The sequence below is a fragment of the Shewanella sp. BJSY2023SW005 genome, from assembly GCF_047314585.1.
In the GTDB taxonomy this organism is placed as follows: Bacteria; Pseudomonadota; Gammaproteobacteria; order Enterobacterales; family Shewanellaceae; genus Shewanella; species Shewanella algae.
Window position 1 is genome coordinate 322,142 of sequence record NZ_JBKORJ010000020.1, and the last position, 24,296, is coordinate 346,437.

Annotated in this window: 35 protein-coding genes and 3 tRNA genes; 28 read left to right on the plus strand and 10 right to left on the minus strand. The window is 49.6% G+C overall.

The window, feature by feature from the left end; all coding sequences use genetic code 11:
• Positions 1-243 precede the first annotated feature (243 nt).
• Both ACMHXI_RS05760 and ACMHXI_RS05765 read right to left on the minus strand, forming a co-directional pair.
• Entirely contained in the window at positions 244-933 is a 690-nt protein-coding gene (locus ACMHXI_RS05760; protein WP_413734297.1) for a replication protein P, read from the minus strand.
• Entirely contained in the window at positions 930-1,670 is a 741-nt protein-coding gene (locus ACMHXI_RS05765; RefSeq protein ID WP_413734299.1) for a hypothetical protein, read from the minus strand. The genes ACMHXI_RS05760 and ACMHXI_RS05765 overlap by 4 nt, the downstream gene beginning before the upstream one ends.
• Before the next feature lie 622 nt (positions 1,671-2,292).
• On the opposite strand from ACMHXI_RS05765, the gene ACMHXI_RS05770 reads away from it, so the two are divergent.
• On the plus strand, positions 2,293-2,742 hold the full coding sequence (locus ACMHXI_RS05770; RefSeq protein WP_045282833.1) for a hypothetical protein: 450 nt from the start codon (positions 2,293-2,295) through the stop codon (positions 2,740-2,742).
• 2 nt (positions 2,743-2,744) lie between these two features.
• Here the strand turns inward: ACMHXI_RS05770 and ACMHXI_RS05775 are convergent, their stop codons facing one another.
• The 4 genes from ACMHXI_RS05775 to ACMHXI_RS05790 form a co-directional block, all read right to left on the minus strand.
• Positions 2,745-3,293 carry a hypothetical protein gene (locus tag ACMHXI_RS05775; RefSeq protein ID WP_144406717.1) on the minus strand — a complete coding sequence of 183 codons (549 nt, stop codon included), beginning with the start codon at positions 3,291-3,293 and terminating at the stop codon, positions 2,745-2,747.
• Between the two features lie 354 nt (positions 3,294-3,647).
• Positions 3,648-3,947 carry a hypothetical protein gene (locus ACMHXI_RS05780; RefSeq protein WP_045282836.1) on the minus strand — a complete coding sequence of 100 codons (300 nt, stop codon included), beginning with the start codon at positions 3,945-3,947 and terminating at the stop codon, positions 3,648-3,650.
• On the minus strand, positions 3,944-4,585 hold the full coding sequence (locus tag ACMHXI_RS05785; protein WP_413734302.1) for a hypothetical protein: 642 nt from the start codon (positions 4,583-4,585) through the stop codon (positions 3,944-3,946). Before ACMHXI_RS05785 ends, ACMHXI_RS05780 begins: the two co-directional genes overlap by 4 nt.
• A 28-nt stretch (positions 4,586-4,613) precedes the next feature.
• Positions 4,614-4,952: a hypothetical protein gene (locus ACMHXI_RS05790; protein WP_045282838.1), complete on the minus strand. Its 339-nt coding sequence runs from the start codon at positions 4,950-4,952 to the stop codon at positions 4,614-4,616.
• Between the two features lie 480 nt (positions 4,953-5,432).
• On the opposite strand from ACMHXI_RS05790, the gene ACMHXI_RS05795 reads away from it, so the two are divergent.
• From ACMHXI_RS05795 to ACMHXI_RS05915, 25 genes are all read left to right on the plus strand, one after another.
• A complete protein-coding gene (locus ACMHXI_RS05795; protein ID WP_413734304.1) occupies positions 5,433-5,675 on the plus strand; it encodes a hypothetical protein in 243 nt (80 codons plus the stop codon).
• A 112-nt stretch (positions 5,676-5,787) separates the two neighbouring features.
• Positions 5,788-5,913 carry a hypothetical protein gene (locus ACMHXI_RS05800; RefSeq protein ID WP_413734306.1) on the plus strand — a complete coding sequence of 42 codons (126 nt, stop codon included), beginning with the start codon at positions 5,788-5,790 and terminating at the stop codon, positions 5,911-5,913.
• Positions 5,914-6,312: 399 nt separating this feature from the next.
• The gene (locus ACMHXI_RS05805; RefSeq protein WP_045282840.1) at positions 6,313-6,687 is read left to right on the plus strand and encodes a hypothetical protein; all 375 of its coding nucleotides are present in this window, start codon (positions 6,313-6,315) and stop codon (positions 6,685-6,687) included.
• The gene (locus ACMHXI_RS05810; protein WP_234518183.1) at positions 6,677-7,000 is read left to right on the plus strand and encodes a hypothetical protein; all 324 of its coding nucleotides are present in this window, start codon (positions 6,677-6,679) and stop codon (positions 6,998-7,000) included. The genes ACMHXI_RS05805 and ACMHXI_RS05810 overlap by 11 nt, the downstream gene beginning before the upstream one ends.
• A 2-nt stretch (positions 7,001-7,002) precedes the next feature.
• Positions 7,003-8,208, plus strand: a complete 1,206-nt coding sequence (locus tag ACMHXI_RS05815; protein ID WP_413734308.1) for a PD-(D/E)XK nuclease-like domain-containing protein — start codon at positions 7,003-7,005, stop codon at positions 8,206-8,208.
• Positions 8,205-8,582, plus strand: coding sequence for a hypothetical protein (locus ACMHXI_RS05820; protein WP_345842487.1), 378 nt, complete (start codon positions 8,205-8,207; stop codon positions 8,580-8,582). The genes ACMHXI_RS05815 and ACMHXI_RS05820 overlap by 4 nt, the downstream gene beginning before the upstream one ends.
• A complete protein-coding gene (locus ACMHXI_RS05825) occupies positions 8,579-9,514 on the plus strand; it encodes a RecT family recombinase (protein WP_413734311.1) in 936 nt (311 codons plus the stop codon). Before ACMHXI_RS05820 ends, ACMHXI_RS05825 begins: the two co-directional genes overlap by 4 nt.
• A gap of 46 nt (positions 9,515-9,560) precedes the next feature.
• On the plus strand, positions 9,561-10,133 hold the full coding sequence (locus ACMHXI_RS05830; RefSeq protein WP_413734313.1) for an exonuclease domain-containing protein: 573 nt from the start codon (positions 9,561-9,563) through the stop codon (positions 10,131-10,133).
• A gap of 117 nt (positions 10,134-10,250) precedes the next feature.
• A complete protein-coding gene (locus ACMHXI_RS05835; RefSeq protein WP_413734315.1) occupies positions 10,251-11,426 on the plus strand; it encodes a hypothetical protein in 1,176 nt (391 codons plus the stop codon).
• Between the two features lie 64 nt (positions 11,427-11,490).
• Positions 11,491-12,006, plus strand: coding sequence for a hypothetical protein (locus ACMHXI_RS05840; protein ID WP_144225486.1), 516 nt, complete (start codon positions 11,491-11,493; stop codon positions 12,004-12,006).
• Positions 11,993-12,172 carry a PA3496 family putative envelope integrity protein gene (locus tag ACMHXI_RS05845; RefSeq protein ID WP_413734317.1) on the plus strand — a complete coding sequence of 60 codons (180 nt, stop codon included), beginning with the start codon at positions 11,993-11,995 and terminating at the stop codon, positions 12,170-12,172. Before ACMHXI_RS05840 ends, ACMHXI_RS05845 begins: the two co-directional genes overlap by 14 nt.
• An 8-nt stretch (positions 12,173-12,180) precedes the next feature.
• Positions 12,181-12,717 (plus strand): hypothetical protein, encoded by a 537-nt coding sequence (locus tag ACMHXI_RS05850; protein WP_413734319.1) that lies wholly within the window; start codon positions 12,181-12,183, stop codon positions 12,715-12,717.
• Positions 12,714-13,301: a hypothetical protein gene (locus ACMHXI_RS05855; protein WP_345873027.1), complete on the plus strand. Its 588-nt coding sequence runs from the start codon at positions 12,714-12,716 to the stop codon at positions 13,299-13,301. The genes ACMHXI_RS05850 and ACMHXI_RS05855 overlap by 4 nt, the downstream gene beginning before the upstream one ends.
• Positions 13,298-13,564, plus strand: a complete 267-nt coding sequence (locus ACMHXI_RS05860) for a hypothetical protein (RefSeq protein ID WP_243893894.1) — start codon at positions 13,298-13,300, stop codon at positions 13,562-13,564. Before ACMHXI_RS05855 ends, ACMHXI_RS05860 begins: the two co-directional genes overlap by 4 nt.
• Positions 13,561-14,184, plus strand: coding sequence for a hypothetical protein (locus tag ACMHXI_RS05865; RefSeq protein ID WP_413734322.1), 624 nt, complete (start codon positions 13,561-13,563; stop codon positions 14,182-14,184). Before ACMHXI_RS05860 ends, ACMHXI_RS05865 begins: the two co-directional genes overlap by 4 nt.
• Complete coding sequence (locus ACMHXI_RS05870; protein ID WP_413734324.1) at positions 14,181-14,426, plus strand: hypothetical protein; 246 nt, start codon at positions 14,181-14,183, stop codon at positions 14,424-14,426. The genes ACMHXI_RS05865 and ACMHXI_RS05870 overlap by 4 nt, the downstream gene beginning before the upstream one ends.
• The gene (locus ACMHXI_RS05875; protein WP_234518151.1) at positions 14,423-14,725 is read left to right on the plus strand and encodes a hypothetical protein; all 303 of its coding nucleotides are present in this window, start codon (positions 14,423-14,425) and stop codon (positions 14,723-14,725) included. The genes ACMHXI_RS05870 and ACMHXI_RS05875 overlap by 4 nt, the downstream gene beginning before the upstream one ends.
• Positions 14,722-15,042 (plus strand): PapB/FocB family fimbrial expression transcriptional regulator, encoded by a 321-nt coding sequence (locus tag ACMHXI_RS05880; RefSeq protein WP_413734326.1) that lies wholly within the window; start codon positions 14,722-14,724, stop codon positions 15,040-15,042. Before ACMHXI_RS05875 ends, ACMHXI_RS05880 begins: the two co-directional genes overlap by 4 nt.
• A 43-nt stretch (positions 15,043-15,085) precedes the next feature.
• Entirely contained in the window at positions 15,086-15,709 is a 624-nt protein-coding gene (locus tag ACMHXI_RS05885) for a phage N-6-adenine-methyltransferase (RefSeq protein ID WP_413734328.1), read from the plus strand.
• 533 nt (positions 15,710-16,242) lie between these two features.
• Positions 16,243-16,734 carry a hypothetical protein gene (locus tag ACMHXI_RS05890; RefSeq protein ID WP_167715875.1) on the plus strand — a complete coding sequence of 164 codons (492 nt, stop codon included), beginning with the start codon at positions 16,243-16,245 and terminating at the stop codon, positions 16,732-16,734.
• Positions 16,698-16,982, plus strand: coding sequence for a hypothetical protein (locus tag ACMHXI_RS05895; RefSeq protein WP_129978534.1), 285 nt, complete (start codon positions 16,698-16,700; stop codon positions 16,980-16,982). Before ACMHXI_RS05890 ends, ACMHXI_RS05895 begins: the two co-directional genes overlap by 37 nt.
• Before the next feature lie 10 nt (positions 16,983-16,992).
• The gene (locus ACMHXI_RS05900) at positions 16,993-17,373 is read left to right on the plus strand and encodes a hypothetical protein (RefSeq protein WP_413734331.1); all 381 of its coding nucleotides are present in this window, start codon (positions 16,993-16,995) and stop codon (positions 17,371-17,373) included.
• On the plus strand, positions 17,370-17,828 hold the full coding sequence (locus tag ACMHXI_RS05905) for a hypothetical protein (RefSeq protein WP_413734333.1): 459 nt from the start codon (positions 17,370-17,372) through the stop codon (positions 17,826-17,828). The genes ACMHXI_RS05900 and ACMHXI_RS05905 overlap by 4 nt, the downstream gene beginning before the upstream one ends.
• Before the next feature lie 115 nt (positions 17,829-17,943).
• A complete protein-coding gene (locus ACMHXI_RS05910) occupies positions 17,944-18,192 on the plus strand; it encodes a DUF4224 domain-containing protein (protein ID WP_082052656.1) in 249 nt (82 codons plus the stop codon).
• Positions 18,193-18,200: 8 nt separating this feature from the next.
• Complete coding sequence (locus tag ACMHXI_RS05915) at positions 18,201-19,211, plus strand: tyrosine-type recombinase/integrase (RefSeq protein ID WP_413734335.1); 1,011 nt, start codon at positions 18,201-18,203, stop codon at positions 19,209-19,211.
• 85 nt (positions 19,212-19,296) lie between these two features.
• Here the strand turns inward: ACMHXI_RS05915 and ACMHXI_RS05920 are convergent.
• From ACMHXI_RS05920 to ACMHXI_RS05935, 4 genes are all read right to left on the minus strand, one after another.
• Positions 19,297-19,383: transfer RNA gene (locus ACMHXI_RS05920), tRNA-Leu, on the minus strand.
• A 43-nt stretch (positions 19,384-19,426) separates the two neighbouring features.
• A tRNA-Cys gene (locus ACMHXI_RS05925) sits at positions 19,427-19,500 on the minus strand.
• Between the two features lie 20 nt (positions 19,501-19,520).
• Positions 19,521-19,596: transfer RNA gene (locus tag ACMHXI_RS05930), tRNA-Gly, on the minus strand.
• A 559-nt stretch (positions 19,597-20,155) separates the two neighbouring features.
• On the minus strand, positions 20,156-21,598 hold the full coding sequence (locus ACMHXI_RS05935; protein ID WP_028779943.1) for a glyceraldehyde-3-phosphate dehydrogenase: 1,443 nt from the start codon (positions 21,596-21,598) through the stop codon (positions 20,156-20,158).
• A 204-nt stretch (positions 21,599-21,802) separates the two neighbouring features.
• On the opposite strand from ACMHXI_RS05935, the gene ACMHXI_RS05940 reads away from it, so the two are divergent.
• Together ACMHXI_RS05940 and gap are read left to right on the plus strand one after the other, a co-directional pair.
• The gene (locus ACMHXI_RS05940) at positions 21,803-22,750 is read left to right on the plus strand and encodes a DUF2989 domain-containing protein (protein WP_107111636.1); all 948 of its coding nucleotides are present in this window, start codon (positions 21,803-21,805) and stop codon (positions 22,748-22,750) included.
• A 211-nt stretch (positions 22,751-22,961) separates the two neighbouring features.
• On the plus strand, positions 22,962-23,972 hold the full coding sequence (gene gap, locus ACMHXI_RS05945) for a type I glyceraldehyde-3-phosphate dehydrogenase (protein ID WP_025010313.1): 1,011 nt from the start codon (positions 22,962-22,964) through the stop codon (positions 23,970-23,972).
• Positions 23,973-24,296: the final 324 nt, after the last annotated feature.

A 24,296-nucleotide genomic window follows, 5' to 3' on the forward strand; every position in this document is an offset into this window, starting at 1 on the left:
TCTCTTGTTCTGCCGTTGGCAAACAGTCGCTCATATTCGGATGAGACAGCATGCTTGTGTTCCTTAGGAATGACCGCCATTCGTGACATGACGAACTTACGGTCAGATACTCCCCCTCGGCAGAAATAGAATCTTGGGTATTCAAGAAATGGATTAGCAGGGGTGCCAAGTGACGGCTCTGATGCAGCTGGCGTTGTAGGCTCAGGCTCCCCATTGCAGATCGAACTGTAAAAATCCGGCGCATCATCTGGAACTGTCCGCATTGTCTTTACTCCGCTGACGGATCCCCAGCAACCGGATTTGCAGATCGTGCGATGGCGAACTGCATTTATCATGCAGCTCATCCAGATACTCATTGCGCGAAGTGGCAGTGTTACAGCTGAGCAGCTTCACCCCACGCCGCGGTATGGGCTCTCCCCTGGCGTCCATCGCAGCATATCGCCGAAGCTCTGCAGTCCACGTTTTGATTGCTGAGTCCCTTGGTAATCGTCTGACATGAAACTCACAGCTGAGGCGAGCAGCATACTCCGGATCACTGAGCGGCTTCTTCCGGTCAATCATGCGAGTGAACGCTGCGATTACTTCAGCATCGTCAATCTCGCCTTCTTTGCACCAAGCAACGAACTGGCCGGCTGAAGGCATCCATGGAAGCCTGTCAGCTCTTGCGTTTGTCATTCCGCGCTCAATCTTCTCAACGGTATCGATGCCCTGCTCTGCAAAAGCAGTTATCCACTCCCGCTTCCAAATCTCAACCGCTTTGGCGTCTTTCAGGCTGGCTACCCAGGCAGGCTTAACAGCCATTAGGCGCTTGAGTGTCTGGTTAACGATACTGACAACTGCACTGTCGACTGTTGCATGGCGCCGTTCTGCCAGTTGTCCAGGTAGTCCGATATTGGCCGCTGCTTCAGGCATCAGTGTTTGAATTGGTTTCATCTGTCACCTCCAAGGATATGCATTCCTTCAGCCCATCCCGTATCGTCCAAACCAAGCGGATCGGAGTTTTCTGTAAAACGGCCGTTGCCAACAGAATGGGAAGTGATCGTGTAGTTTTGCTTCCAGTGCTCGTCAGGCCCGAGGAAAGTGCTCGTCATCTTCACCTTGTCTGTGCCGATAAGCCCTTTGGCTTCGCAATAGCGGCGATAGGCCTCTATGCCGTCCATCAGTTGCTGGTGCCCAACACCTTGGCGAATACGTGCCTTGTAGGCCTTGAAAGCGGATTTCTTTGAATCTGCTCCTTCCCTCCTTGGTCTTGCCAACCACAGTTCTTCAAACTCGGTTGAATACTCCTCTTGATTTCCGGTTTGAGACGTATGTTGTTTATCCTGATCCTGTTCCTGTTCCTGTTCCTGATTCGGCATAGCCTTGGATGAAACCTTTTCTAAAGCCTCCTTAAAGGCTTCGTCAAAGGCTTTCCTATAGCCTTCCCCAAGCCCACAGATATAGGCTCCAATCTCTTTTAAAGCCTCATCTTTCAACTGACATTCAGGCAAGAGATCGAACTCTTTACCCCAATTTCTAACAACATTTGGGGACTCAGGTTTGTTGTGCTTAATGGCGTTCGGAAGCCACACCAATCTGGATTTAAAATCAGCTTTTGCCATGCCTTGAACAAAGACTTCGTTAAAGGCTTTGTCGAAGCCTTCCTGTGACCAACCAAGTTCCTCTGCCATGGCCGCCCTACCGGCGCGAAACAGTCCAGGAATCGGCCCAGTGTGTGGTCCCGTAAGCAAGAAGAACCATAGGCCTTGCCCACTAGCAGGAAGCTGAGATAGGTGCCGAAACTTCTCATCAGACCAAGTTCGCACCTCAATTTTTCGGTATCTACTCATAGATCCTCCGATAACACGCTTACCTAAAGGCTTCGGGAAAGCCTTCAGTAAACCCTTGTTACTCGCGCTCCTTGCTTATGGCTGATTCGATTTTTTTTCCTAACTCAAAAGACGGAGATGAAACTCGAGAGGTGGCAACACGGTACACAGAGTTGTAATCGAGTTGATGCTTTTCGCAGAACGCAGCCAGAGCTCCTCTCCGCGTGTTCATGATGGTATTTAGCTCGTCTTTTAGATTCATGCTGGCCCCTACTGGATGCATTAAAGTACATGTAGGAACAGATGGTACACCCTAAAATGCATATATGCAATTACCAATGCATTTACGCAATCCCGGTGTTATTGATGTAGATCCGATTCGTTTCAAAAACGAAAACATGCGGCCTTTCGAAATGATTTTCTTGCATATATGCAATTTAGCGCCATATAATCATAGGACGTGTAAATTGGAGGGCGGCAACCTATGTTGTCTACGTCAAAAATACTTATAGACAACCTGGATGCGGTTCTGAAAAAGCACCAAATGCGGCCATCTCACTTTGCCGATATGGCTGTTGAGAACGGGCTTGATGTAACCAGGTCATTCATGTCAAGACTTATGAGTGGCGCCAGCGTTAATATTACAATGCACAAGCTTGACGCTTTGGTTCAGGCCATAAACATTTTAGAGCCCGGCATAACTGCAGCAGATTTGCTTACTCCTGATTCCATAACACAGGGCAAACGGGTTCTTTGCTTTGATGAACTGACAGGAATAATCAACCAACTGCTGTTTGAGCTAACAGATCTTCGCTGGTTGACTATTGATAATGATGTGCCCAAGAAGATGGTTTCAGACTACATAGGTATCAATCTGAGAAAACAACTCCCTGATATGATCCAAGATGAATCCAAAGATGTAAGCTCTGGTTGATGTCAGTGGAGTTTGTACCCTTCAACTTCATATAACGCCCAGCTCCAACCATCATTTTCTGGTATTGGCTTTTCTGTCGTTACATAGAATGTGTATGAATCACCGTATGTAAACTTCTGCTTTTCAGGTACTTCAACTGTGTAAATCTTCATTGGGTCACTCTTGCTGGCCCTAACAGCCACAGAGAATTTTTTAAGCAGAATTCCATCGTTCCTGTTAGTTATGTTTACCCGAAGGCTCGCATTTATGTTCTTCATATTTTGAACATCAAAATTCAACAGGCTACCAGAAGATTTCATCTCTCCCCGAATGTTAACCGCTGTTCCTTCAATATTGGCCACTTGGTCACTGGTAAGCTTAAACGTTTCCAGAGGATATTTGATTCGGCATACCCTCTTCAGCTCGCCTATCAGTTCTGTAGAGTGGATCTCCTTTATGCCGTCTTCCAGACAGTCGTAATAGGTTCTACCAAAACCAAAAAGTGAAAAGTCCCCGGCGGACGCTGAAGATGACGCAGCCATTAGCATGCTGACGACCAAAAGCTTTCTCATGAGAAATACCTAATCAATGATAAAGAGGTTCGTTATTAAAGCTTGTCTTATGGTACACAAGCTACTTTTTATAGAATCCATACGAATACACAGCACTCACTAGCGTAGATATAACCCAGGCAAGAACTATGTTAGTTTCCATCAAAAGTGACAGTATCACGCCAAGGCCAACCCAAGACATGATAAAAAGCTGATTTCTATCATTAGCATTTTTTTGTTTAAGTTTAGATAACTGCGAAATACGCTTAAGCGAGTATTCGGTTTCTTGATCTTGGAGGTGTTGCAGTTCAGTGTCGATTTCCCTATCTCTCATAACTCTTCCTTTCTTACAGGAGATAGGTATACCAAATATCATCAAGCTCGCTTATTGTCCACCACCAATCTGACTCCTGCGTGGCTTTCTCTGCCTTTAGAGTCACTAGCCTCATGATCTTCTGCATATTGCTCAAGATCACGCTGCCATCGTTCTAAGCTCGCAATTTTTTCCATCGATGGCTTCATATCATCAATTATCACCCTATCCATACACAGCTTGTGCGCTCGAGCATCAAAACGTTTCTTCTCTACGTCATTCCGTATTCTAAGAAAAATCACAGCGGAATAGATTAGCAAAGCTATCAATAAGATACTGTTTGCCAGAATTATAAAGTTCATTTGCGTGGTCCCTGAAAAATCTTAGATATGGCGCTGGCAAAACCATCGATTACCGATAAGAATTTGTTTGCAATCCCATCCACAACGCTATCAAAATTATTGAATACAAACGCTAAGATTACCAACGTTCCAAGAATGGCCGGGCCAAAATTCAATGACAGAACCCCCAACCTGTATACGTCGTATAGTACTTCTGAGTTGAATACAAACCTATCTAAGTATCTTGCTACCTGCAGGACTATCAAGCACAACATTGTGAGGCATATGGTTTTAGTCATTGCACTAAACCCAGTGTGTAGGCGCTTATGTATTTTTGGTATCAATAGAATTGAAATGAAGTAAAAAAATACCCAAGTTGGAAACCACAACTGCCTAATAACACTTTGACAAGACGTTGGGTCACCAGAGACCCCAAGACTGGCAAGGAACTCAGTGCAAGCCACCGGATCAGCAAGATTGAGGTAAATAGGACTTATCCGCTCCATGATATAATTAGACGCAGTCCATATACCCATAGAGATAAAACTGGACAAACTTCCCCAACCAGCCTTCCAGAATGAATAGAAGATAAACGTCAAAAACGCAGAATATATCGTTTCAATATCATCAATATGCAGAGAGAACTCTTGCCAGTTCATGTGTATTCCCTTACTTCACAGTCAAAACTCAACCAGGTTCGTTGCCTGAGCCACCACCATCTAAAGTTGGCGGCTCTGTACCAGAGCCATTTCCGTCAACTTTTGGTGGTTCATTCCCTGACCCTCCACCCAGTACATCAACAAGTGGAGGCTCATTCCCAGATCCCCCACCCTGAGTTTCGGCGTCCAGCGCGTTTTGTGCTTCTTGCGAAATGTTTACAGAATCTACTTCTGAATAACCAGGTATGTTATCCGATTGTTGATCACGTGTCACATCACCATTTTCTTTGACACCACCAGACTCAATTGTTTGCTTGTTCACTGAATACGAACCAGCGGTTCCAACGTTGGTGTTGATTCCCGTCATACATCCTCCTTTAAGTGCATTTAGTTGCACTAATGTACCAAGTAAATTGCCAGATTCTCCCGGCAAGCTAATAATTACGCATTTTTTGCATTTGTGCAATTTTTTTATTGACAGGGCAATTTGCAATGCCTAAAGTGCACATATGCAATTTAGATGCACCAAAGCATCCGCTCTTTAACAATCAGTCCCATGAACGACTAACCGGCCACGGCCGCTAGGTCACTCCGAGGAACACGCAGCGGAGGACAGAAATCTGCGTAAATAGACTTGTGCGCCTCTTGCGGCGACCGGGTATCAGATTGCTCAGATAGGCAAACAACGGCCGGAAAAACCGGCTGGCTGATAAGGATCTTGAGTCCGCCCTGAGAGCACGACCCGCAACGCGCACAACCCCGCCCAGTTCCGGCGGTGAGGTAGGAACAGGTTTTACAGCTGGCTCTTGCGAGAGTCAGCGATAAAGCCAACTGATAGGAGAAGATAATGCAAACCTATGGCCGCAGTTCACTTGAAATTGCCGAGGACAACCTGCTGGAGCTGGTAATTCCTGTTCACAATATCAGTGAGCAAGACGCACAGCGCCTATGCATTCAACGCAGAGAAATTGGTAAACAGTTCAGAGAAGCCGGCGAACAGTTACTTGATAACTGGCAAGGTACACCTGAGCAAATAGCCAGTGCCAACCGTCTTCAGCTGGCGAGAAGCCTTCAAATTATGAAATCCTGAAATTAAGCCCTGTTATCAGGGCGCATTGGGAAGGTGATTGATGGTTGACGCTGAGCGCGTTCGATTCCCTCACAATCACCTTCACCAATGCGATGACAGATAGCGCTGTAAGTTGGCGAATCTCTTAATAGTCGCGCAAGCCGCTAAACAACTTACCATCGCATTACCGGGTGACGCGGTTAACGGTCTGGCATTGGCGGAGCAACGAGGCGGCGCCGTGAATGCCGATACCGCCTAGAGCCCAAACTGTGAAAGCAGGTTCAAGCTCCACGCAGGCTGGAAGGTCTGCCCCTCTTTTTCAATGCTACTGGAAGCATCCATCCAGACAACTAACTGAGGACCTTGTTATGTAATCAGTAGCCGTTAGAAGCGGCCACCTACAAGCGCAGGTAATGACTGCGCCCCGAGTCAAGCACTGTTCTTGAGCCAGCTTTGGATCTGGTTAGGGTTAATAAACAAGGGTCCACTGGTAAAGCAGCGCGAACGCCTGAAAGTCGCGCACCAGTTATTAGCGGCAAGATTGCGGCAGATGACGGGTTCAGGCCGCCGGACGACGTAACCGGCACTCTATTCTATCTGCTCCGCGCCAGTGGCTACCTAGCGGAACATCATTCAACCAAATCACAAGGAAAGCACCATGACTACTGGAGAGCGCGCCCTGCTCCATCGGCTGGCTATTGCCATTTTGATGGTCCCAGTTGGCGAGAATGTCGAGCGAAATCCACGCGTGAAAAAGAAGCTGTTGCTGATTTCTCAAATGGCGCTGTTGGGGATGTTCTCCGACGATTTCATGAGCCGTTTTTTCGGATTCATCGCTTGCATACGGCAATACGATGAACAATTCCTTGCAATGTTGGAAATTGTCGACGGTGAAGCGCATATCAGGCTAACCGGTCACGACCGCAAATTGCCACAGATATCCATTGTTGATAGGCGCGGTAGATACCGAATGAATCTAATCAACAAGGCTATCGACAGTATTGAGATTGTGGAGGTGCAAGATGCTGCTTAATGCAAATGCCGCCAGTGATTATCTGACTGACATGCTGTCAAGCGCCTCTGCAAACGATTCTCTGGAACAAGAGGCTATTGACGCAAAGGCCGAGTGGATAGCGCGGACCATTGCGAACGGCGGTGAAGTTGAAGGTCACGACATTGAGACAGTACTGGAAACAGTGCTGCCTGAGCCCAAAGCGCTTGAGGCCCTGGCCCAGGTTTTCACGATTGATGATGCGCGCGAGTTCAAAGCGTTGGTTCAGGTCGAAATTGACCGTGTTGCAAGTCTGATAGCCCCCGACCTGGTGCGCGCAGAAAGAGGAATTTAATCATGCAATTCAAACTGACATTTGAACCCATGGCCGCGGCCAGAAAGGCTCGTGGCCTGGTCTCTATCAGCTACATAGTTGAAGCTGATACTCGAGTAAAAGCCGAGTTGATGGCCATAGCCAACCTGGAGTCTGAGGGTTATGTCCGCACCGACTTCAAGCGCGCAATCAAGTGCACTGAAGTCGCGCCGGAACCTGCACCAGAGCCACAGCCTGATGAAACTGAGCTGCCAGCTGCCGCAGTAGCTGACAAGAGTAATGTGGATCAGGAAGCGGCCAATGACGACGACCCATTTGCGGCATTTGTTGTTAACTGGACGATTGAAAGCCTCAATGATCGCCTTGAGCACCTCGCGCCTGGAGAGCGTTTAGTTATCGATGGACTGCCGGATGATATCTACCACGGCTCAAACGGCATTAGCTGCAGCAAGTTGAAGCTGTTTCTTGAATGCCCACAGAAGTACAAGGCCAAGTACATTGACGGCATGATACCTGACGCCGAAAAAAGCTACTTCGACTTTGGCAAGGCCGCGCATTGTATGGTGTTGGAGCCTTGGGCATTCAGTGAGCGATACATCTGCCAGCCAGACGAAATCAAGGTTCGCCGCGGTAAGGCTTGGGACGATGTTAAAGCTCAGGCTGATAATGGGGGTCAAGTGGTGCTCACCCGTCAGCAGTGGGAAGACATGCCACTGCTCAGACAATCGCTCGAGTCGAACAAGACGGCACTGGCGCTATCAACTGGCGGTGTTTCTGAGCGCAGCATCTTCAAGCGCGATGAAGAAACCGGCCTGATTATCAAGTGCCGCCCTGACTACACGATTGGCGGCTTGATTGTTGACCTAAAGACCAGCGACACAGCTGAACCACGCTTCTTTGGCGCCAAGGCCAAGCGACTTGGATATCACATTCAAGATGCCATGTATTCGGACATTTCGGAATGCAACGAGTTTTGTTTCTTCGTGATTGAGTCAGCCAGACCGTTTGTCATCACGGCGCCGGTCATTATGGACGACAAAACCAAGCGACTCGGATACCTCAAGTATCGCAAGGCGCTACGAGAAATAAAACAGTGCATGTCTACAGGAGAATGGCCGGCATACACCGACGAGACAACATACGTTGAGCTGAACAGCTGGGAGCAGTCAGAGCTTGACGACTTGGAAGCACAATTTGACGGCGTTAACGCCTACGGGGATGCAGCATGAGTAATTTAGTATTTCCAATGTTTACCAAAGTCAGCCAAAACGATGGGGTTGAAGATAAACAGCTTTGCTGGGAGTCGTACCATAAAACCCCTGATGGGCTGATCAGTAAACAATCTTCTAAAGTCTACGGCGAATCAGTAGTAGCAATGGTGTTGCCTTTCAGCAATCGAGTTCAAGTAGTTGAACGCAGAGCACGAGGTGAAGACTACGTTTTATATGAAGCGACATTTCTTCAGTTCGGTTCCGAATACGAAGAATTTGATAACGGTATAGGAAACTTAACCGTTGCTGTCTTGCTAAAGGATGATGGCCAGATAGTCACAACTCCAGTTTGGCAAGTTAAATTCATTCAAACTACTAAGGAAGCATCATGAACAACCATACCCCAGTGACCATCGACCAGCCTACCAGCACCACAGAGTTGATGATGAATCACGACGCCATGAACAACATGTATCGGCTTGCTGAAACAATGGCAGGTGGTAAGGCAACCGTTCCTCAGCATCTTCAAGGAAATGTTGCTGACTGTATGGCAGTAGTGATGCAATCAGCAATCTGGCGCATGAACCCGTTCGCAGTAGCTCAAAAAACTCACGTTGTAAGCGGCACGCTTGGCTACGAGGCGCAGTTAGTTAACGCTGTGGTGAAGCATTCAGGTGCTGTGCAGGGTGCGTTTCAGTACGAGTTTTTTGGCGACTGGTCAAAGGTGATCGGCAATTTTATCGTAAAAACTAACCAGAACGGAAAACAGTATCAAGCACCAAACTGGAATCTTTCCGATGAAAAAGGCTTAGGTGTTTATGTACGTAATACGCTTACCGGAGAGTCTGAACCGCGGGAACTGGAACTTTTGCTATCACAAGCTCAGGTACGAAACTCCACCTTATGGGCGTCTGACCCTAAGCAGCAACTGGCTTATCTGGCAGTAAAGCGGTGGGCTAGACTTTACTGCCCAGAAGCCATCCTTGGTGTTTATTCCGATGATGAGCTTGAGCCTCGCGAAGTCAGAGATATTACACCAAAAAACCACGGCTCCGAGCTTCAGCAGGTTCTGGACAAAGCAGACCAGCAGCCAGAGCAAACTCAGAAATCACTTCCTTCTCAATTCGAGAAGTTGAGCATGTCTCTTAATGACTGCACAACGATTGACGAACTGAATGAAGTTGTCGAGGCCGTGCAGAACGCGGTCAGCTCCGGGAAAGTGAACGACTCTGAGCGCAAACACCTGGGTGCTATCTACAACAACCGCAAGGCCAGGCTTGAGCCAAAGTTCGACACCGAAACAGGCGAAGTAGCAACAGCATAACCTCTACCCATACAGCCCGGCTTATGTCGGGCCACAAGGATCACCAATGAAAATCGCATTCTTAGACACAGAAACAACGGGCCTTCCAGATTGGAAGTCACCAAGCGACGCAGAACACCAGCCGCACCTTGTACAGTTGGCCTGCATTCTCGCCGATGACCAAACAGGCGAAACGCTCGAGAAGTTTGAAGTGATAGTGAAGCCTGACGGCTGGATCATCCCTGACGAAGTTGCTGCTATCCACGGTATTACCACCGAGCGTGCACTTGCCGAAGGCATCCCGGAACGCGAGGCGCTGGACAAACTGCTTGAACTGGTGAGCAAGGCGGATAAGCGAAGCGCCCACAACAAGACATTCGATCAACGCATTATTCGCATTGGGCTCAAGCGTTACGGCTACAGCGAAGAAGTCCAAGAAGCCTGGGCGCAGAAGGACGACTTTGAATGCACCATGCGCCTTTTTCAGAAGAAGTTTGGAGGCAAAAGTACTGCGTTGTCCAAGTGCTTTGAACAGCTGACCGGAAAGACGCTGGAAGATGCGCACACCGCCATGGCTGACACCAAGGCGTGTATGGAAGTTTACTTTTCACTTAACGCCAACCAAGGCACCCCAGCCTAAACCCACCACAAGCCCGGCCAAGAGCCGGGCGACACCTCTCAACAACTGCATATCAGAGTGCGCTCACAATCGAGTGCGCTGCGCTATGTATTTGTCTATTGCAGCAAGGAGCAATCAATGACTGAGCAAACCACCCTGCCCGTCCCATTTGAGGAAATCACCGAAGCCAAAGCCGTCGAACTTGGCCCAAAGCTTTACACCAATCCTGGCTCACTTGAGCCATACCTTGAGCACATCCGTGCAAGTGTTAACGAAGTCCCAGACCTGGCAACCAAAAAAGGCCGCGACCGAATCGCCTCACTGGCCGCCAGCGTTAGTCGCAGCAAAACGGCAGTAGAGAAGCCCGGCCGCGCCTACCTCAAACACCTCAAGGAATCGGTAAAGCCGGTCGAAACCAACCTGCGAAGTTTTGTAAATGGATGCGACCAGCTGCGCGATGAGGTGCGCAAGCCTCTCACTGACTGGGAAGAAGAACAGAAAGCCAGAGCCCAGCGGCTACAAGCCATGGTCGATGAGTTTGGCGATCAAGTTCAGTCTATGCGCCAGACGCTGCTCAGTATCGACGTCCACGAGCGTGAAGCGTTTATCGACGAGATCATTGCAGAGGTACAAGAAACCCCTGTGGATGAGTCCTTTGAAGATTTTCAAGAGGCCGGTCAACAGGCGAAGGACGCAGCACTGCGTGACCTGCGGCAATCTCTTGAAGTCGCGATCATTGAGTCAGACAAAGCTCGAAAAGCCGAGGAAGAAGCCGAGGCACAGCGCCAGCGCGAAATCAAAGAAGCTGCCGACAAAGCAGCTGCTGATGAAAGGGCCAAGGCCGAAGCGGATAAAGTCGAGCGCGAGCGACAAGAACAGCTGGCAAATGAGCACCGAATGACCGCAGATGCGGCCATTACCAACCTCACAGACAAGCTATCTCAAATAGGTAGCATCAAAACTCGGGCCGATGCTGCAGAGCTATTTGAACAGATTTCAGAAACAGACTTCACCGCAAACACTGGTGGAGAGTGTGGCCGCGTAATGGATGTGTGGGGCACGGTTCACCGCGCCGCCTGGGTAAAGTTAGATGAGCTAAAAAAGGCCGAGGAAGAATCAGCACGCCAAGCTGAAGCTGATCGCCTGCAGCGTGAGGAAGAAGAACGCAGAGCATCAAACGTAGCTCACCGCAAGGCTGTTAACAACGATGTGCTGAGCAAACTCAAAGCGCTTGGACTCGATGAACAGACAGCCAAGGCGGTGATCACCGCGGCAGTCAAAGGTGAGCTTGGCGCCTTGGTCATTAACTACTAAACGGGGGCACAGCAATGGGCCGAGGAAGAACACTTGGCGCCATTCCTGAAATGGGCGCCATTGAATGCCCGAGCGAGCAGCTGTGCAAGCGCGGGGATATCATTTTCGGCAGCGCTACAGTCAAGGCATTCAAGCATGGCTGGGCGCTTGTTGGTGGACGTTTCACGAGCAAGAAGCGAATTGCTGTGAACCACGCAAAGCAGATCCACAGGTTAATGATGGGGGGCTGATTATGTTCAGGGTATTTGGTGTAACCAGAGCTCAGGCCGAAGCTGCTGCACTTCGAAAAGTGAAGCGCACCGAAGGCCGGGGCAAGCAAAGGAAGGAAAAAACTGAAGCTAAGTATCAGGCCGAACTCAAAAAGGAAATTGAGCATCAGTTGCTAATCGCAAGGCCAAAGCAGCTTAGCCACGACCTCAGCACACCTGGTCGTTGCCGTGAGTTTATGAAGTTGGTAAAGCCAGGTGAAGCAGCCTCCCTCAAAATCATGTATCGCGCATTCATGGGCAAATACACAAAGCGCGGTACGCAAGTTATCGAATGGAAAGAATGGACTGGAGATAGCGATGTCACCACTTGATGAAGCTTTTGGTCGCCGGGTTGGCGGCTTCAATAACAGCCACGTTCTGGGCGACATGCGACAGTCCGCTAAAGTCCAGCAAGATCAACTGAAACGCGGCCAGGTTCGCCGGCGGATCGAAGATATTCTCGAAGACCGCGAGCTCAATAAGCAGCTTGAACTGTAGGGGGACGTATGAGTCAACGTATCGAATGTAGCCGCCGCGCGTGCCGCTGGACTGGCTATTTTTCAACAGCATCAAAACGTAAAAACGGTGGAATGGTTACCTACATTTGCCCACGTTGCAGCTGCGATAGCTTTTACGATTTGCCGGATCCTGTGATTACCGAGCGTGTTGAACACGCCAACGCACTGATAAAAGTGATTGCTGGCCATGGTCGCAAATTCTTCGAGCGCAAAGGGGTGATCGCAAGCCTTGAGCTTGATGCGAAAGGCAAGGTTTGGTTTGTGGACGATTATACCCGTCGCCGGATTTACACCCACTACAAAGGCGACTGGAGCGGCTTTAGTCACGGCGGAACGCTGAGGGATTTGGTTTGCGCCATGCGCGACTACATCACCAAGGGCAATAAGTTGCCAATAGCTTGGATTGCGCCTATCCGCATTAATCCTGAACACGGTGACATTTGGGGCTACGGCAAAGAATCCAGAACTGCAGTACGTGAAGCCGCGGCTAAACTGCCAATTATCGACTCAGGAGAGCGAGCATGAAAGTCATCCCTATTAACTTCAACACCGAAATGATGGATGCCATCATTGCCGGCCGCAAGTCACAAGCTCGCTTACTTGTTAAGCCAAAGATTGTTTCGTTCATCGAATTTATGGGCGGTAGCGATGAAGAAAACGCCAGTTTTGATTTTGTCGGGCTCAGACATGGGGAATGGGAAAGTGACGACGGGACTGTTTGGGGCCCTGAATGGCTTGTTTACTGCACCGAATATCCTGAAGAAGGCGTGGTGCCTGTTGGTAAGCTTTACGGTGCCATTGGTGACCAGTTGCTTGCTACTGACGGCGAGCGCACCGCCACAATAGAGATCACAGGTTTTCGCGTCGAGCGCTTACAGGATATCAGTGAGCAAGATGCAATTGCTGAAGGTGTTTTAGCCGATGAAGATCCATATTGGATTCCTTCTTTTAACGATCCAGACAGTGGTGGCAGCCCATCATTTGAAAAATCTTTTGCATATCTCTGGTCATCAATTTATGGCGATGAATCTTGGTCATCTAATCCTTGGGTATGGGTAATCGAGTTCAAGGTGTTGACAACCAACGGTGTCATTGTGGAGGTTGCATGATCTCCACAATGGCGGCCGCAGAGCACATGCTCAAGTCAGGCAAACAATACACCGCCGCCATGCTTGGCAAAGAGCTCGGCATCAGCGCCGAGCTGGCTGCCGGAAAGCTCTATAACATCCGTACCGGCAAGCGCTATCGCTGCAATGTAACTCCCCTGCCTCGACGCACTGTTCAGGTTGTAGCAATCGACGGCAGAACACGCACGCGCCAGCAGCTGGTGAACGCATTTCTAAAAGGGTTAGCTACCAAGGAGGCAGCATGAGCAAGAAAAACGTAGCTTGGCAGGTTTGGGAATATGAAGGTCATAGCTGCATCGTCTTTCACCACCACGGCCTAGCCGCTCGACGAGAGGGGGCTGGCGAACTGGGGGAGGAGTTTGAGGATGTCGAGTGCGCCAGGGCTCCTAAATTCGACCAATTTGCAGAGCTGGGGAAAGTGCCTCCAATGGTTCTACTCGAGGCCGGATGGTGGTTTGAGTGCAGCCACTGCGGGCACCAAGTGATGGATGACGACGGGCGCGACGAAGATGAAAACACACCACTAGATAAGGTCGTGGTCGTCGGGCAAGCCGTTTATTGCAATCAAAGCTGCAAGGATGGCCATGACAAAGAGAAGGCCGATAGAGAATCAGCCTTCCAGGCATTCAAGGAGTCAGTAAAAACCAAAAGGCCAGACCTAACCTTTACTGACTTTCAAGGCGGCTGGCCGCGGATAACCATGGTAGCGGAATTCACATTCCCAGGTGCAAAGTATGGAGGGAGTGCCAGAGACCAAGACGGTAACGGTGAAATAACCTGGCATATCGCACGCGGTGATATCAAAGCATGGGAAGCCTACGAGGCAGATCGCTTAGAACACGCATCGGCTAAGGAGACAGCATGATCCGTATAAAAGCACCCAAGACTTGCAAGGTTGACCCAAAAGGTGCGCTGGTAATGTACAGCGATTATCTAGAGCTCGATAGCAAGTTTAATGAGCTGGCAAAAGCCGCTTCTGATTTAGCAGTCGCCAGTTCCAAGCTGTCAAACGCTTCAAATGCAGAAGAAGCCGAAGTTGCCACCGAGGCTATGGCTGAATCGCAAGCGCGTATCGATGCCATAGTCAAAGCCAAGGAGGCCGCATGAGCGACCAGAAAAAACAGTGCAATTGTTTTCAAGACTTACTTGAAAAAGTAAAGAGTCATTTAAAAGATAAAATTCCAGAAGATGCAACTGAGTTTGAAGCCAACTGGGAAAACTCAGCAATTATCCTAAGTTCCGGAGACTATCCATCTGTAAACCCGAGAATTAATTACAGCTATCGTAAAGTAAAGCGTGACGGGGCCAATGCAAAGAGCCTTACCAGAAATAGTGTTTCGGTATTCTGCGATTACTGCCCGTTCTGCGGTCGCAAGTATGAAAAAGAAGGCAAGGAGGCAGCATGACCAAACCGCGCCAAATGAACTACCTGCTGCCTGGCGGAGAATCGGAAAAGCGCTTTGAGCTGTTGCTTTCACGCACCAAGATCCGCTCTGAGGCCGTCATTGGCGCACTGCGTGAAATATACGTCAACGGGCTGCCACAGGAGAGAGCAGCGGCACGATTCGGACTTGATAAAAGCAATCTGTCACGCGACATGAGCAAGTTAGAAGAAATAGCCGCAACGGTTGAGGCTATCAAAGAGATTGATTACTGCCACCTCAGTGAGCGCAAGATTCTGCGCGTTCCAGTCCCACAAACTAACCCTATTCCAGTTAAATAAATTCAAGTCAGTTAACTGACAACTTTCAACAAGGATTTACCGAATGAACAACTATGCCCGCCGCTTGGCTGAGCTGAAGGCGCAACCATGCCACAAACTCAAAGAGGTCGGTGACCAATGGCGCACCCCAGACTGGCTTTACTGGGGCGTGTTTGCCAACTTCGGCCCCTTCGTTATTGACCTGTTCAGCGATGGTGATAACGCCAAGTGCAGCCGCTTCTATACAGCCAAGGATAATGCCCTGGTTCAAGACTGGACCAAGGACTTGGCAGGCGGCAAGGGTTTCTTTAATCCACCTTATAGTCGCTCAAGCTATGAGGATGGCCAGGCGATTACGGGCATGCGCAACATCATCGACAAAGTGATGGCAGAACGCGACAAAGGAGCCGCAATGGTTGGAGTCATCAAGGCGGCCACATCAGAAGTCTGGTGGCCTGAAGAAGCGGATAGCGTGGTATTCATCCGTGGCCGTATCGGCTTCGAGTTACCAGAGTGGTTTATCCCAGCCGACAAGAAACAGGAAAGCACCGGCGCCGGGTTCGCATCCGCTATCTGCATTTTCGACAAATCCTACCGAGGTGAGCGTATTGGCTACATCAGCCGCGAAAAGCTCAGGCAGGATGGTGAAACGATGCTTGAGATCCTGAGAAGAAACAGAGCGGCATAATTATTCATCCCTCATCTGAACCGGCGTTATCTCGGTTTGAAACCTGACATGCTTGGCCAGCATGAATGTCTCACCTCTGTACTCAATGCAGGGGTATGCAACGGTGTAAAACACTTCTGTGCTGCAATTTGAGCATGAGTGCTGCCACATTTTAGGGTTTGAATGAATAACTCTTGCACCGGGGAGTACTCGCATGTATCCCCGCTTGCAGCTTTCACAGAGCATTTCGACAAACTCTGCGCTGATCACTTTCTTTCTCATAAAACCACCTGAAACCAAACCATACATGGAGGGCCCTATGCGCCTCGACAAACGTGAAACCGACCGCGGACTGTGGGCCTTGTCATGCATTATTGCATCAATTGTTCTTGGCCTCCTCATTCTTGGTGCCAGCTACGTCTTGCCGCTGTTTCAGTAACAACTATGGATAGCTACGAAGAAGATTCCCGGTTTACCTGGTGCGTCACCGGGGCGCTTGTGTCCGTTGTCGGTGGCCTGTTGCTTTACATTGGATTTGCCACAGGAGTGTTTGCATGAAAATCACAGATGAAGAACTGTTGCAGTGCATATTTGCCAACCAATTACGAAGGACGGCGCAAGGCGTGCTGCATCGTTATGTCGGTGACAGATACGGGCTGATCAACCAGCAGGACAACAGCTGGATTGTCTCAGCTATGACAACATCAACCACGGCGCGCCACTGTGTAACAACAAAGATAAGCAAACAGCAATTGCTGCACAGGCTGCGCGAGCTTGGGCGCCAGGGGGAGCTAAAGATTGACCACTTCAGTTTCTATATCGAGTCTTGCCGGGCGCGTCAGGCGGTAGAAACAGCATGTGAATACTGGCGTTCAATTGGCGTTCCGGTTGGATTCGACAATGACAACGGCCGTATGCGGTGCGTGCCACTTCCCCACTTTCAGCAAAACCTCAACGAGTGCATTGCGACACTCGACGCCAAATTTCTCAACCATTTTGGAGCCAAGTCATGGAACCAGACAGCAAAACTATCATTCAGGCATTGAACAAGGGTGCAGGCGAGCTCCACTTGATGCAGGCGCTTTTTGAGCAAGCTTCCCGTCGAATATCACAACTCGAAAGCGAGCTGAAGCTATTGAAGGCACAGCACGACTACGCGGTAACGGCTATTCGAGAGGCGCCAACAAAACTGGAGGCGCTAAGCGGCCAGCCAAAGATCAATACCGATGACCTCAGGAGTTTTGTCAACAAGCTGATGTTCGATATTAACCGAAGCAACGAGGCGAAAAGCTAAGGAGTACGCCATGGATATGAGCCAACAACTCGCAGAAGCTCGCCGAGAAATCGAGTCACTGAAGGCCGCTGTCAGGCTTTCAAACAAGATAATGCACGATCAGGTTGTTGCTAACCAAGCGGCCTGGATTGAGTGGCGCCACGGTAAAGGCGCTGAAGCGGCTATGAACTGGATCCAGAATGGACTCTTTGGCCCTGGCCATATACCGGATGAAAACGCTCTGTGGGGGAAGGATGCGCAAGCATGGTTTGATGCCTACCAATATGAGCCATTTCCAGAGTGTGCCTGCGGCAGACCATCAAACATCCTGTGGATGGGGAAAGGTGCATGCAGTCCGAAATGCTTAACTGTTCTGGAAGAACAGGCAAAAAAGCAAGGCGGTGATCAATGAATCCACGAATTCTAAAGAAACTCACCAAGAAAGCTGACGTGTTGATTCAGGCTCTTGGTGTTGGCGGTTATGGCAATCGTTGCGTTATTGGGGAGCGTGAAGGATACGGTTTTGAAACCAGTGTCAAAGTAGAGCGCAAGCACCTTGAGCTCTGGGGCAGAAAACCAAATAGATACGGCTACTTCGTTCAGCTTACGGGAACTGTTGGCTACGGCGGAATGACTGGTTACTACGAGCGCGAATGGTCTGACTTGGATGCATGGTCAATCATCAAGTCATACGTAGTCGATTCGTTTGACGACTGGAAAAGCGCTCCGGATGGCGAATGGCCAATTAACACATGCCCACGGCGCGTAAAGGCAAACCCTGCCGGTATCCTGCGCTATGCCAGGGGCATGACAAAGAAAGGCGGTGAGTTCAGTCTCGATAAGCTGGATAAGCCACTTCTTCAATAGACCTTAATTTGGTACCGACACAGATGTCGGTACCATCCAACTATCCGGAATTTCCGGATCATTCACTGAAAACCATCTAACCCGCCACGGCGGGTTTCTTTTTGAGGTAATCAGAATGCAAACAGCAACGGTACTACCAGAAATCGACTCAATGCGCGCGCTGATGACTCAGGACGACATTGCAGAAGTGACAGGCGCCAAACAACCAGCTAAGCAAATTGCTATCCTGTGCCGGAACGGCATTCCCCACCTGGTGGATGCCAATGGGCGTCCTAAACTTACTTGGTATCAGTACAACAATGCGCACATGATGCGCCAGCCAATTAACGACGGCCCGGACTTTAGTGCGTTAGATAGAAAGTGAGGTGTGCCATGGTAGGCAAACGCAAAAACAAAGCTGACAGTTCGCTACCGCTTAGGGTATACCGCGGGCGCAGTGCCTTTGAATGGAAACCGAAAGGCGGCGGCACTGTCCGTCTCTGTTCGCTTGATTCTCCTATGTCAGAAGTATGGCGCCAATATGAGGCCGTAAGCAGCGAAGCCGAGAATGCGGCCACTGTTTCTGGCCTGGTATCGAGATTTTTTGCAAGTGCCGACTTTATTGAGCTGAGCAAGGAAACACAGAAGGACTATCGCAAATACTCCAAAAACATCCTGGCTGTTTTCGGCAGTATGCACGTTGACAAGGTGGAGCCCCAGCACATCAGGATCTACATGGACAAACGAGGCATCAAAAGCCGGATCCAAGCAAACAGAGAGCACGCGTTCTTCAGTCGCTGCTATCGCTTTGGCTATGAGCGAGGCCTGTGCAAGGGTAACCCCTGCAAGGGAGTGAGAAAGTTCAAAGAAGAAGCTCGGAAGCGGTATATAACCGACATGGAGTATAATGAGCTATACAAGAATTCATCAGCTCCGGTGAAAGTGGCCATGGAGTTGGCGTATCTGTGCTGCGCCAGACAAGGGGATGTTCTTGCCATGCGTACATCACAGATACTTGAAGAAGGGATATTCATCGCCCAGGGCAAAACTGGCGCGGAACAAATCAAGTTATGGTCCCCTCGCCTTCGTGCAGCGATAGAGTTGTCTAAAACCCTTTCGGCGCCGGGAGTTGCCTCGACGTTTGTGGTATGCAAACCCGATGGCGGCAAGTGGACTCGAGACGGATTTAATTCTCGATGGTCAGAAGACCGGCGCAAGACAAGGGAATTAACCGGGTTACCTTTGGACTTTACATTTCATGATCTGAAGGCCAAGGGCATATCTGATATAGACGGGACGCTGCAGGAAAAGCAAGCGATATCAGGGCACAAAAATGCCAATCAAACGGCCATCTATGACCGTAAGATTAAGCAAGTTTATGCAGTAGATAGCGCCAAGAAGTAGCGCTTTTCTTCTGAAATCATCTTCTGAAATTGTTCTGAAGATGATTATTTCAAACAGGAAACTTTTTGTAACCTGTTGATTGAATTGGTACCCGAGGACGGACTTGAACCGTCACGCTGTTACCAGCGAGGGATTTTAAATCCCTTGTGTCTACCGATTCCACCACTCGGGCAAACTGTGTAACAAGGAGATATTACTCATTGTCACTGAAAGAGTGGAGGCGCGACCCGGAGTCGAACCGAGATCGACGGATTTGCAATCCGCAGCATAGCCATTCTGCCATCGCGCCCCGAGCCATAAGGCTGGGATTGGAGCGACATATCGGGTTCGAACCGATGACCTGTACCTTGGCAAGGTACCGCTCTACCAACTGAGCTAATGTCGCATCACTTGTTTGCTTCATCTTCCGAGTTGACAATCAACAAAGGTACCAACCTTCTGTTTTATCAACTGAGCTAATGTCGCATACCTGTTCCGCTATTGAAGCGGAAGCCAGAGTGTTATCCCCTGACTGCGGATTGGCATTCTACCGATTTGAGGCAGGGAGTCAATCGGCAAATTGGCATTTTTATGCCAAAATCACTCGGATGCTGGCAATTTGCTCAAAGCGGGTCAAATTTTCATTATCATGATTAAAATACAATCCGATTCAGTAGCTTGTCAGCGCCCTCTCCCACCGAATACCATCACAAAAGCCGTTGTAAAACCCCCTTATCAAGGCCCTTATCAAAATATTTGATAAGTATTCCAGTAAAATGAGCGTATTGAGGCTTCGGGAATCTTACAAAGGACTAAGGCCATTTGCTGCGAACCACGCCTTGCATCCATGCCCGTAAGCTGACGCAGAGCACGCATGGGACTTGTTCGCACCTTCCTTAGCTACACAAGACTTGAATACAACAAGGCCCGATACTCAGACCGGGCCTTGATAGCAAGAGTCGAAATTACTCTTCAGACAAAGGCAGAGACAGGTAGTTAAGCCCCAGCATCTTCTGCATCACGCCAACCACCTGACAGCTGTAACCAAACTCGTTGTCGTACCACACGTAGAGGATGGCGCGCTTGCCGTCGGCGATAGTGGCTTGAGAATCAACCACACCGGCGTAGCGTGAGCCCACCAGGTCACAGGACACAATTTCAGTAGACTCGGTGAAGTCTACCTGGTTCTGCAGCTCAGAGTGCAGCGCGATATCACGCAGATAAGCGTTCATATCTTCTTTGCTGGTTTCGGCGTTCAGGTTCAGGCTGATGATGGCCATGGACACGTTCGGAGTTGGCACCCGAATCGCATTACCTGTCAGCTTACCGGAAAGTACCGGCAACGCCTTGGCAACCGCTTTGGCGGCGCCGGTTTCAGTGATCACCATGTTCAGCGGTGCACTGCGACCGCGACGGTCTGCTTTGTGGTAGTTGTCGATCAGGTTCTGGTCATTGGTATAAGAGTGGATAGTTTCCACGTGACCATTTTCGATACCGTACTTGTCATTAACGGCCTTCAGTACAGGCGTAATGGCGTTGGTGGTACAGCTGGCGGCAGAAACAATAACATCTTCCGGCAGAATATCGCTGTCGTTAACACCATAGACTATGTTCTTGATGCTGCCCTTGGCAGGGGCTGTCAGCAGAACCTTGGACGCCCCCGGGCTCTTGAGGTGCAGACCCAAACCGTCTTCATCTTTCCAGATGCCTGTGTTGTCGACCACCAGGGCATCGGTAATACCGTACTTGGTGTAATCCACTTCATCGGGTGAGTTGGCGTAAATCACCTGAATATAAGTACCGTTGGCGATGATGGCGTTGTTCTCTTCATCCACCTCGACAGAGCCGTTGAAAGGTCCGTGTACTGAATCACGGCGCAGCAGGCTGGCACGCTTTTCCAGATCGCCCTTACGGCCACCGCGCAGAACGATAGCGCGCAGGCGCAGCTTGTTGCTGCGGCCGGTTTTTTCAATCAACAAACGGGCCAGCAGACGACCGATGCGGCCAAAACCGTAGAGTACAACGTTACGTGGCTCAACTTCATCTTTGCTTTCAATGGCACTGGCCAGCTCGCGGCTCATATAAGCTTCGATTTCGCTGCCGTCGGTGTGGTTACGCCAGTATTTAACCGCCAGTTTACCTATATCCACTTTGCACTGTTTGACATCCAGTTTGCTCAGGGCTTCTACGAAGGGGAAGCTCTCACGCAGGCGCAGCTTATCGCCCACATGGCGACGAACCAGACGATGGGCCTTGATAATATCGATGGTGGAGGCGATCAGCAGGGGTTTACCATAAACCACCACTTCTACGCCCTGATTGCGATACAACTTGCCCAACAGGGGCTGCATAGCCTCCGCCAGTTCGAAGCGTTCTTGCCAACTTTGTAGGTGTTTATCAGCGCTCATTTACAGATCCTTTATCTCACTTTTCCACTTTATTGTCGGGAAAGGTTTGAGTAACAAAAAGAAAAGACCAATAATCATATTTATGACAGCTAAACCTGCCCCTTTTGGTCGGCGCTATTGTAATGAAAACTGCTGCGTCAGGCTAGTAGGAGATTTTCGCTAAATCTCTAATTAAATTACAGATTTAGTCAATTGGAGCGTATTTTGACGCGTAATCTAGTAATAATTACATCATTTATCCTTTTAGCCGGGGTTAGTGGCTGTGATAATGGCGGTAACCCCGCCACTATTTGTAAGAATAATCCTGAACTTTGTGACGATCTGCATAAGGACAGCTGGTGCAGACGGGAAAAGGCCAGCCTGATCATTCAGCGCTATCAGGTCAAAACCACGCCGGAGCCCTCAGGCGAACAAGTCTATCGCTTGCTCGTTAATCTGGAAAACTACAATCGCTGTGTGGGGCTTGCCGCCGGAGTACAGCATATTCTCAATCCTGAACGTACCAATGACAGAGCCAGAGCCTATGGTTTGAGCGCGCAAAGCTTGTCTGAGCTGCAAGCCTCTACCAAGGGCAGCAATGACATCTATATTGCCTTCTATCACTGGGCACATTTGGGTGACGATGCCGCACTCAAGGTATTACTGGAGGCAGAGAAACAACAACAGATAGATTCGCCCGAGATCCTTGCCGGACTCGCGGGCTATTATCTCAAGTTTGATGCCATCAAAGCGAAACAACTCTATCTTAAGGTGTTGGCAAAGAGCACCAAAGAGAACTTCGACCCTGATTGGTTGTTGGGGCTGGCAAGTGCTTCCAGGCAGTTGCAGGATATGGAGCAGGCATATCTGCTCTCGAGAACCAATCTGCTTTTGACCGACAACCCGGTCGATGAGGTTCAACTGACAGCCATGATAGGCAACAATAGTCAGTTGAGTACTCATTTGGATCAGCAGGCAAGTAGTCTGGCGGACGCTCTGAAAGGCGGTGATTACCTTGAGAGTGATTGGCCCAAACGCCTGCAAGGCAATGAGGGGAAAGATGATGGGAAACAAGCTGAGACTGAGCCGGTAACAAAGCAAGCCGCTGATAGCAAACCCATTGATAGCGACAGCAAGCTCGAGAAAAGCACCGAAGGGGCCAAACAAAACTGATGATGTATTCTCCGGGCGGCAAATTACTTGCCAGTTTGTAATTTACGCCTGCCGGTCGCACAATAAAAGCATTGTTTCGCGATCGCTGTAATAAAAACACCTAATTTGTTAACGGAATAGCCAGTTACAGCGTGATTTAACTTGACGACCCGCGTCATTTTTGTAATTTTACTACTAATTACTGTTTTTACATTCACCAGAGGGATATGAGATGACTATCCGCGTAGCAATTAACGGTTATGGCCGTATCGGACGCAATGTTCTGCGTGCTCTATACGAGAGCGAGAAAGACTATCCAATTCAAATCGTTGCCATCAACGATCTCGGAGACGCTTCCATCAACGCTCACCTGACCAAGTATGACTCTGTTCACGGCCGCTTCAACGCCAAAGTAGAACACGACGACGAAGCTATTTATGTCAACGGCGACAAGATCCCAACCTTCCAGGAGCGCGATCCATCCAAGCTGCCATGGGCTGAGCTGCAGGTAGACGTAGTCTTCGAATGTACCGGTATCTTCACTTCCAAAGAAGCGGTACAACCACACCTGGATGCCGGCGCCAAGAAGGTTATCATCTCAGCTCCCGGCAAGAATGTTGATGCCACTGTGGTTTACGGGGTTAACAACCAGGAAATCACCAAAGAGATGACTGTTATCTCCAATGCTTCCTGTACCACTAACTGTCTGGCGCCTGTGGCCAAGCCATTGAACGATGCTATCGGCATTGAATCCGGCCTGATGACCACCATTCACGCCTACACCAATGACCAGCGTCTGTCTGATGTGTATCACAGCGATATGCGTCGTGCCCGTGCGGCGGCTCTGTCGATGATCCCAACCAAAACAGGTGCAGCGGCGGCTGTTGGTTTGGTTGTACCTGAGCTTCAGGGCAAATTCGACGGCCTGGCGGTTCGGGTCCCGACTGTCAACGTGTCTCTGGTTGACCTGTCCTTTATCGCTTCCCGCGACACCACAGTGGAAGAAGTTAACGCCATCATAGAAGCGGCTGCCAAGACTTCACCCATGAACGAAGTGCTGGCGGTTAATAAGGAGCCTCTGGTTTCCATCGACTTCAACCACAACGCCTTCTCGTCCAACTTCGACGCCACCCAGACTCGCGTCAAGGGACGTCTGGTGAAAGTCATGGCCTGGTACGACAACGAGTGGGGTTTCAGCAACCGTATGCTGGACAACGCCGTTGCCTTGATGACAGCCAAGTAATCCGAGTTCAAAGCCAAACGCCTGCCGAGTGCAGGCGTTTTTTATGCCAGTTACTCTGTCTTACCAAGGCCGAGGTCTTTCTCAAGCGACCATAGCCCGTTTTTATCCGTCTGCGTTCACTCGATATCTCCCAGCTTCTCCATTGCCCATGCAATACTTGATGCAAAGCAGCGGATTTCCATTTTCGACAAGTATCATCAAGCACATTTCACTTCCGGAAAATAAAGCCCCTACTTAGACTCAGGTTAAAAGCCGTTTCAATTATTGTGTTTGAAAGCCAATTCGGCCATTGCGCCGGTTAGCGCCTTGCTTTTAGCGGAGTCT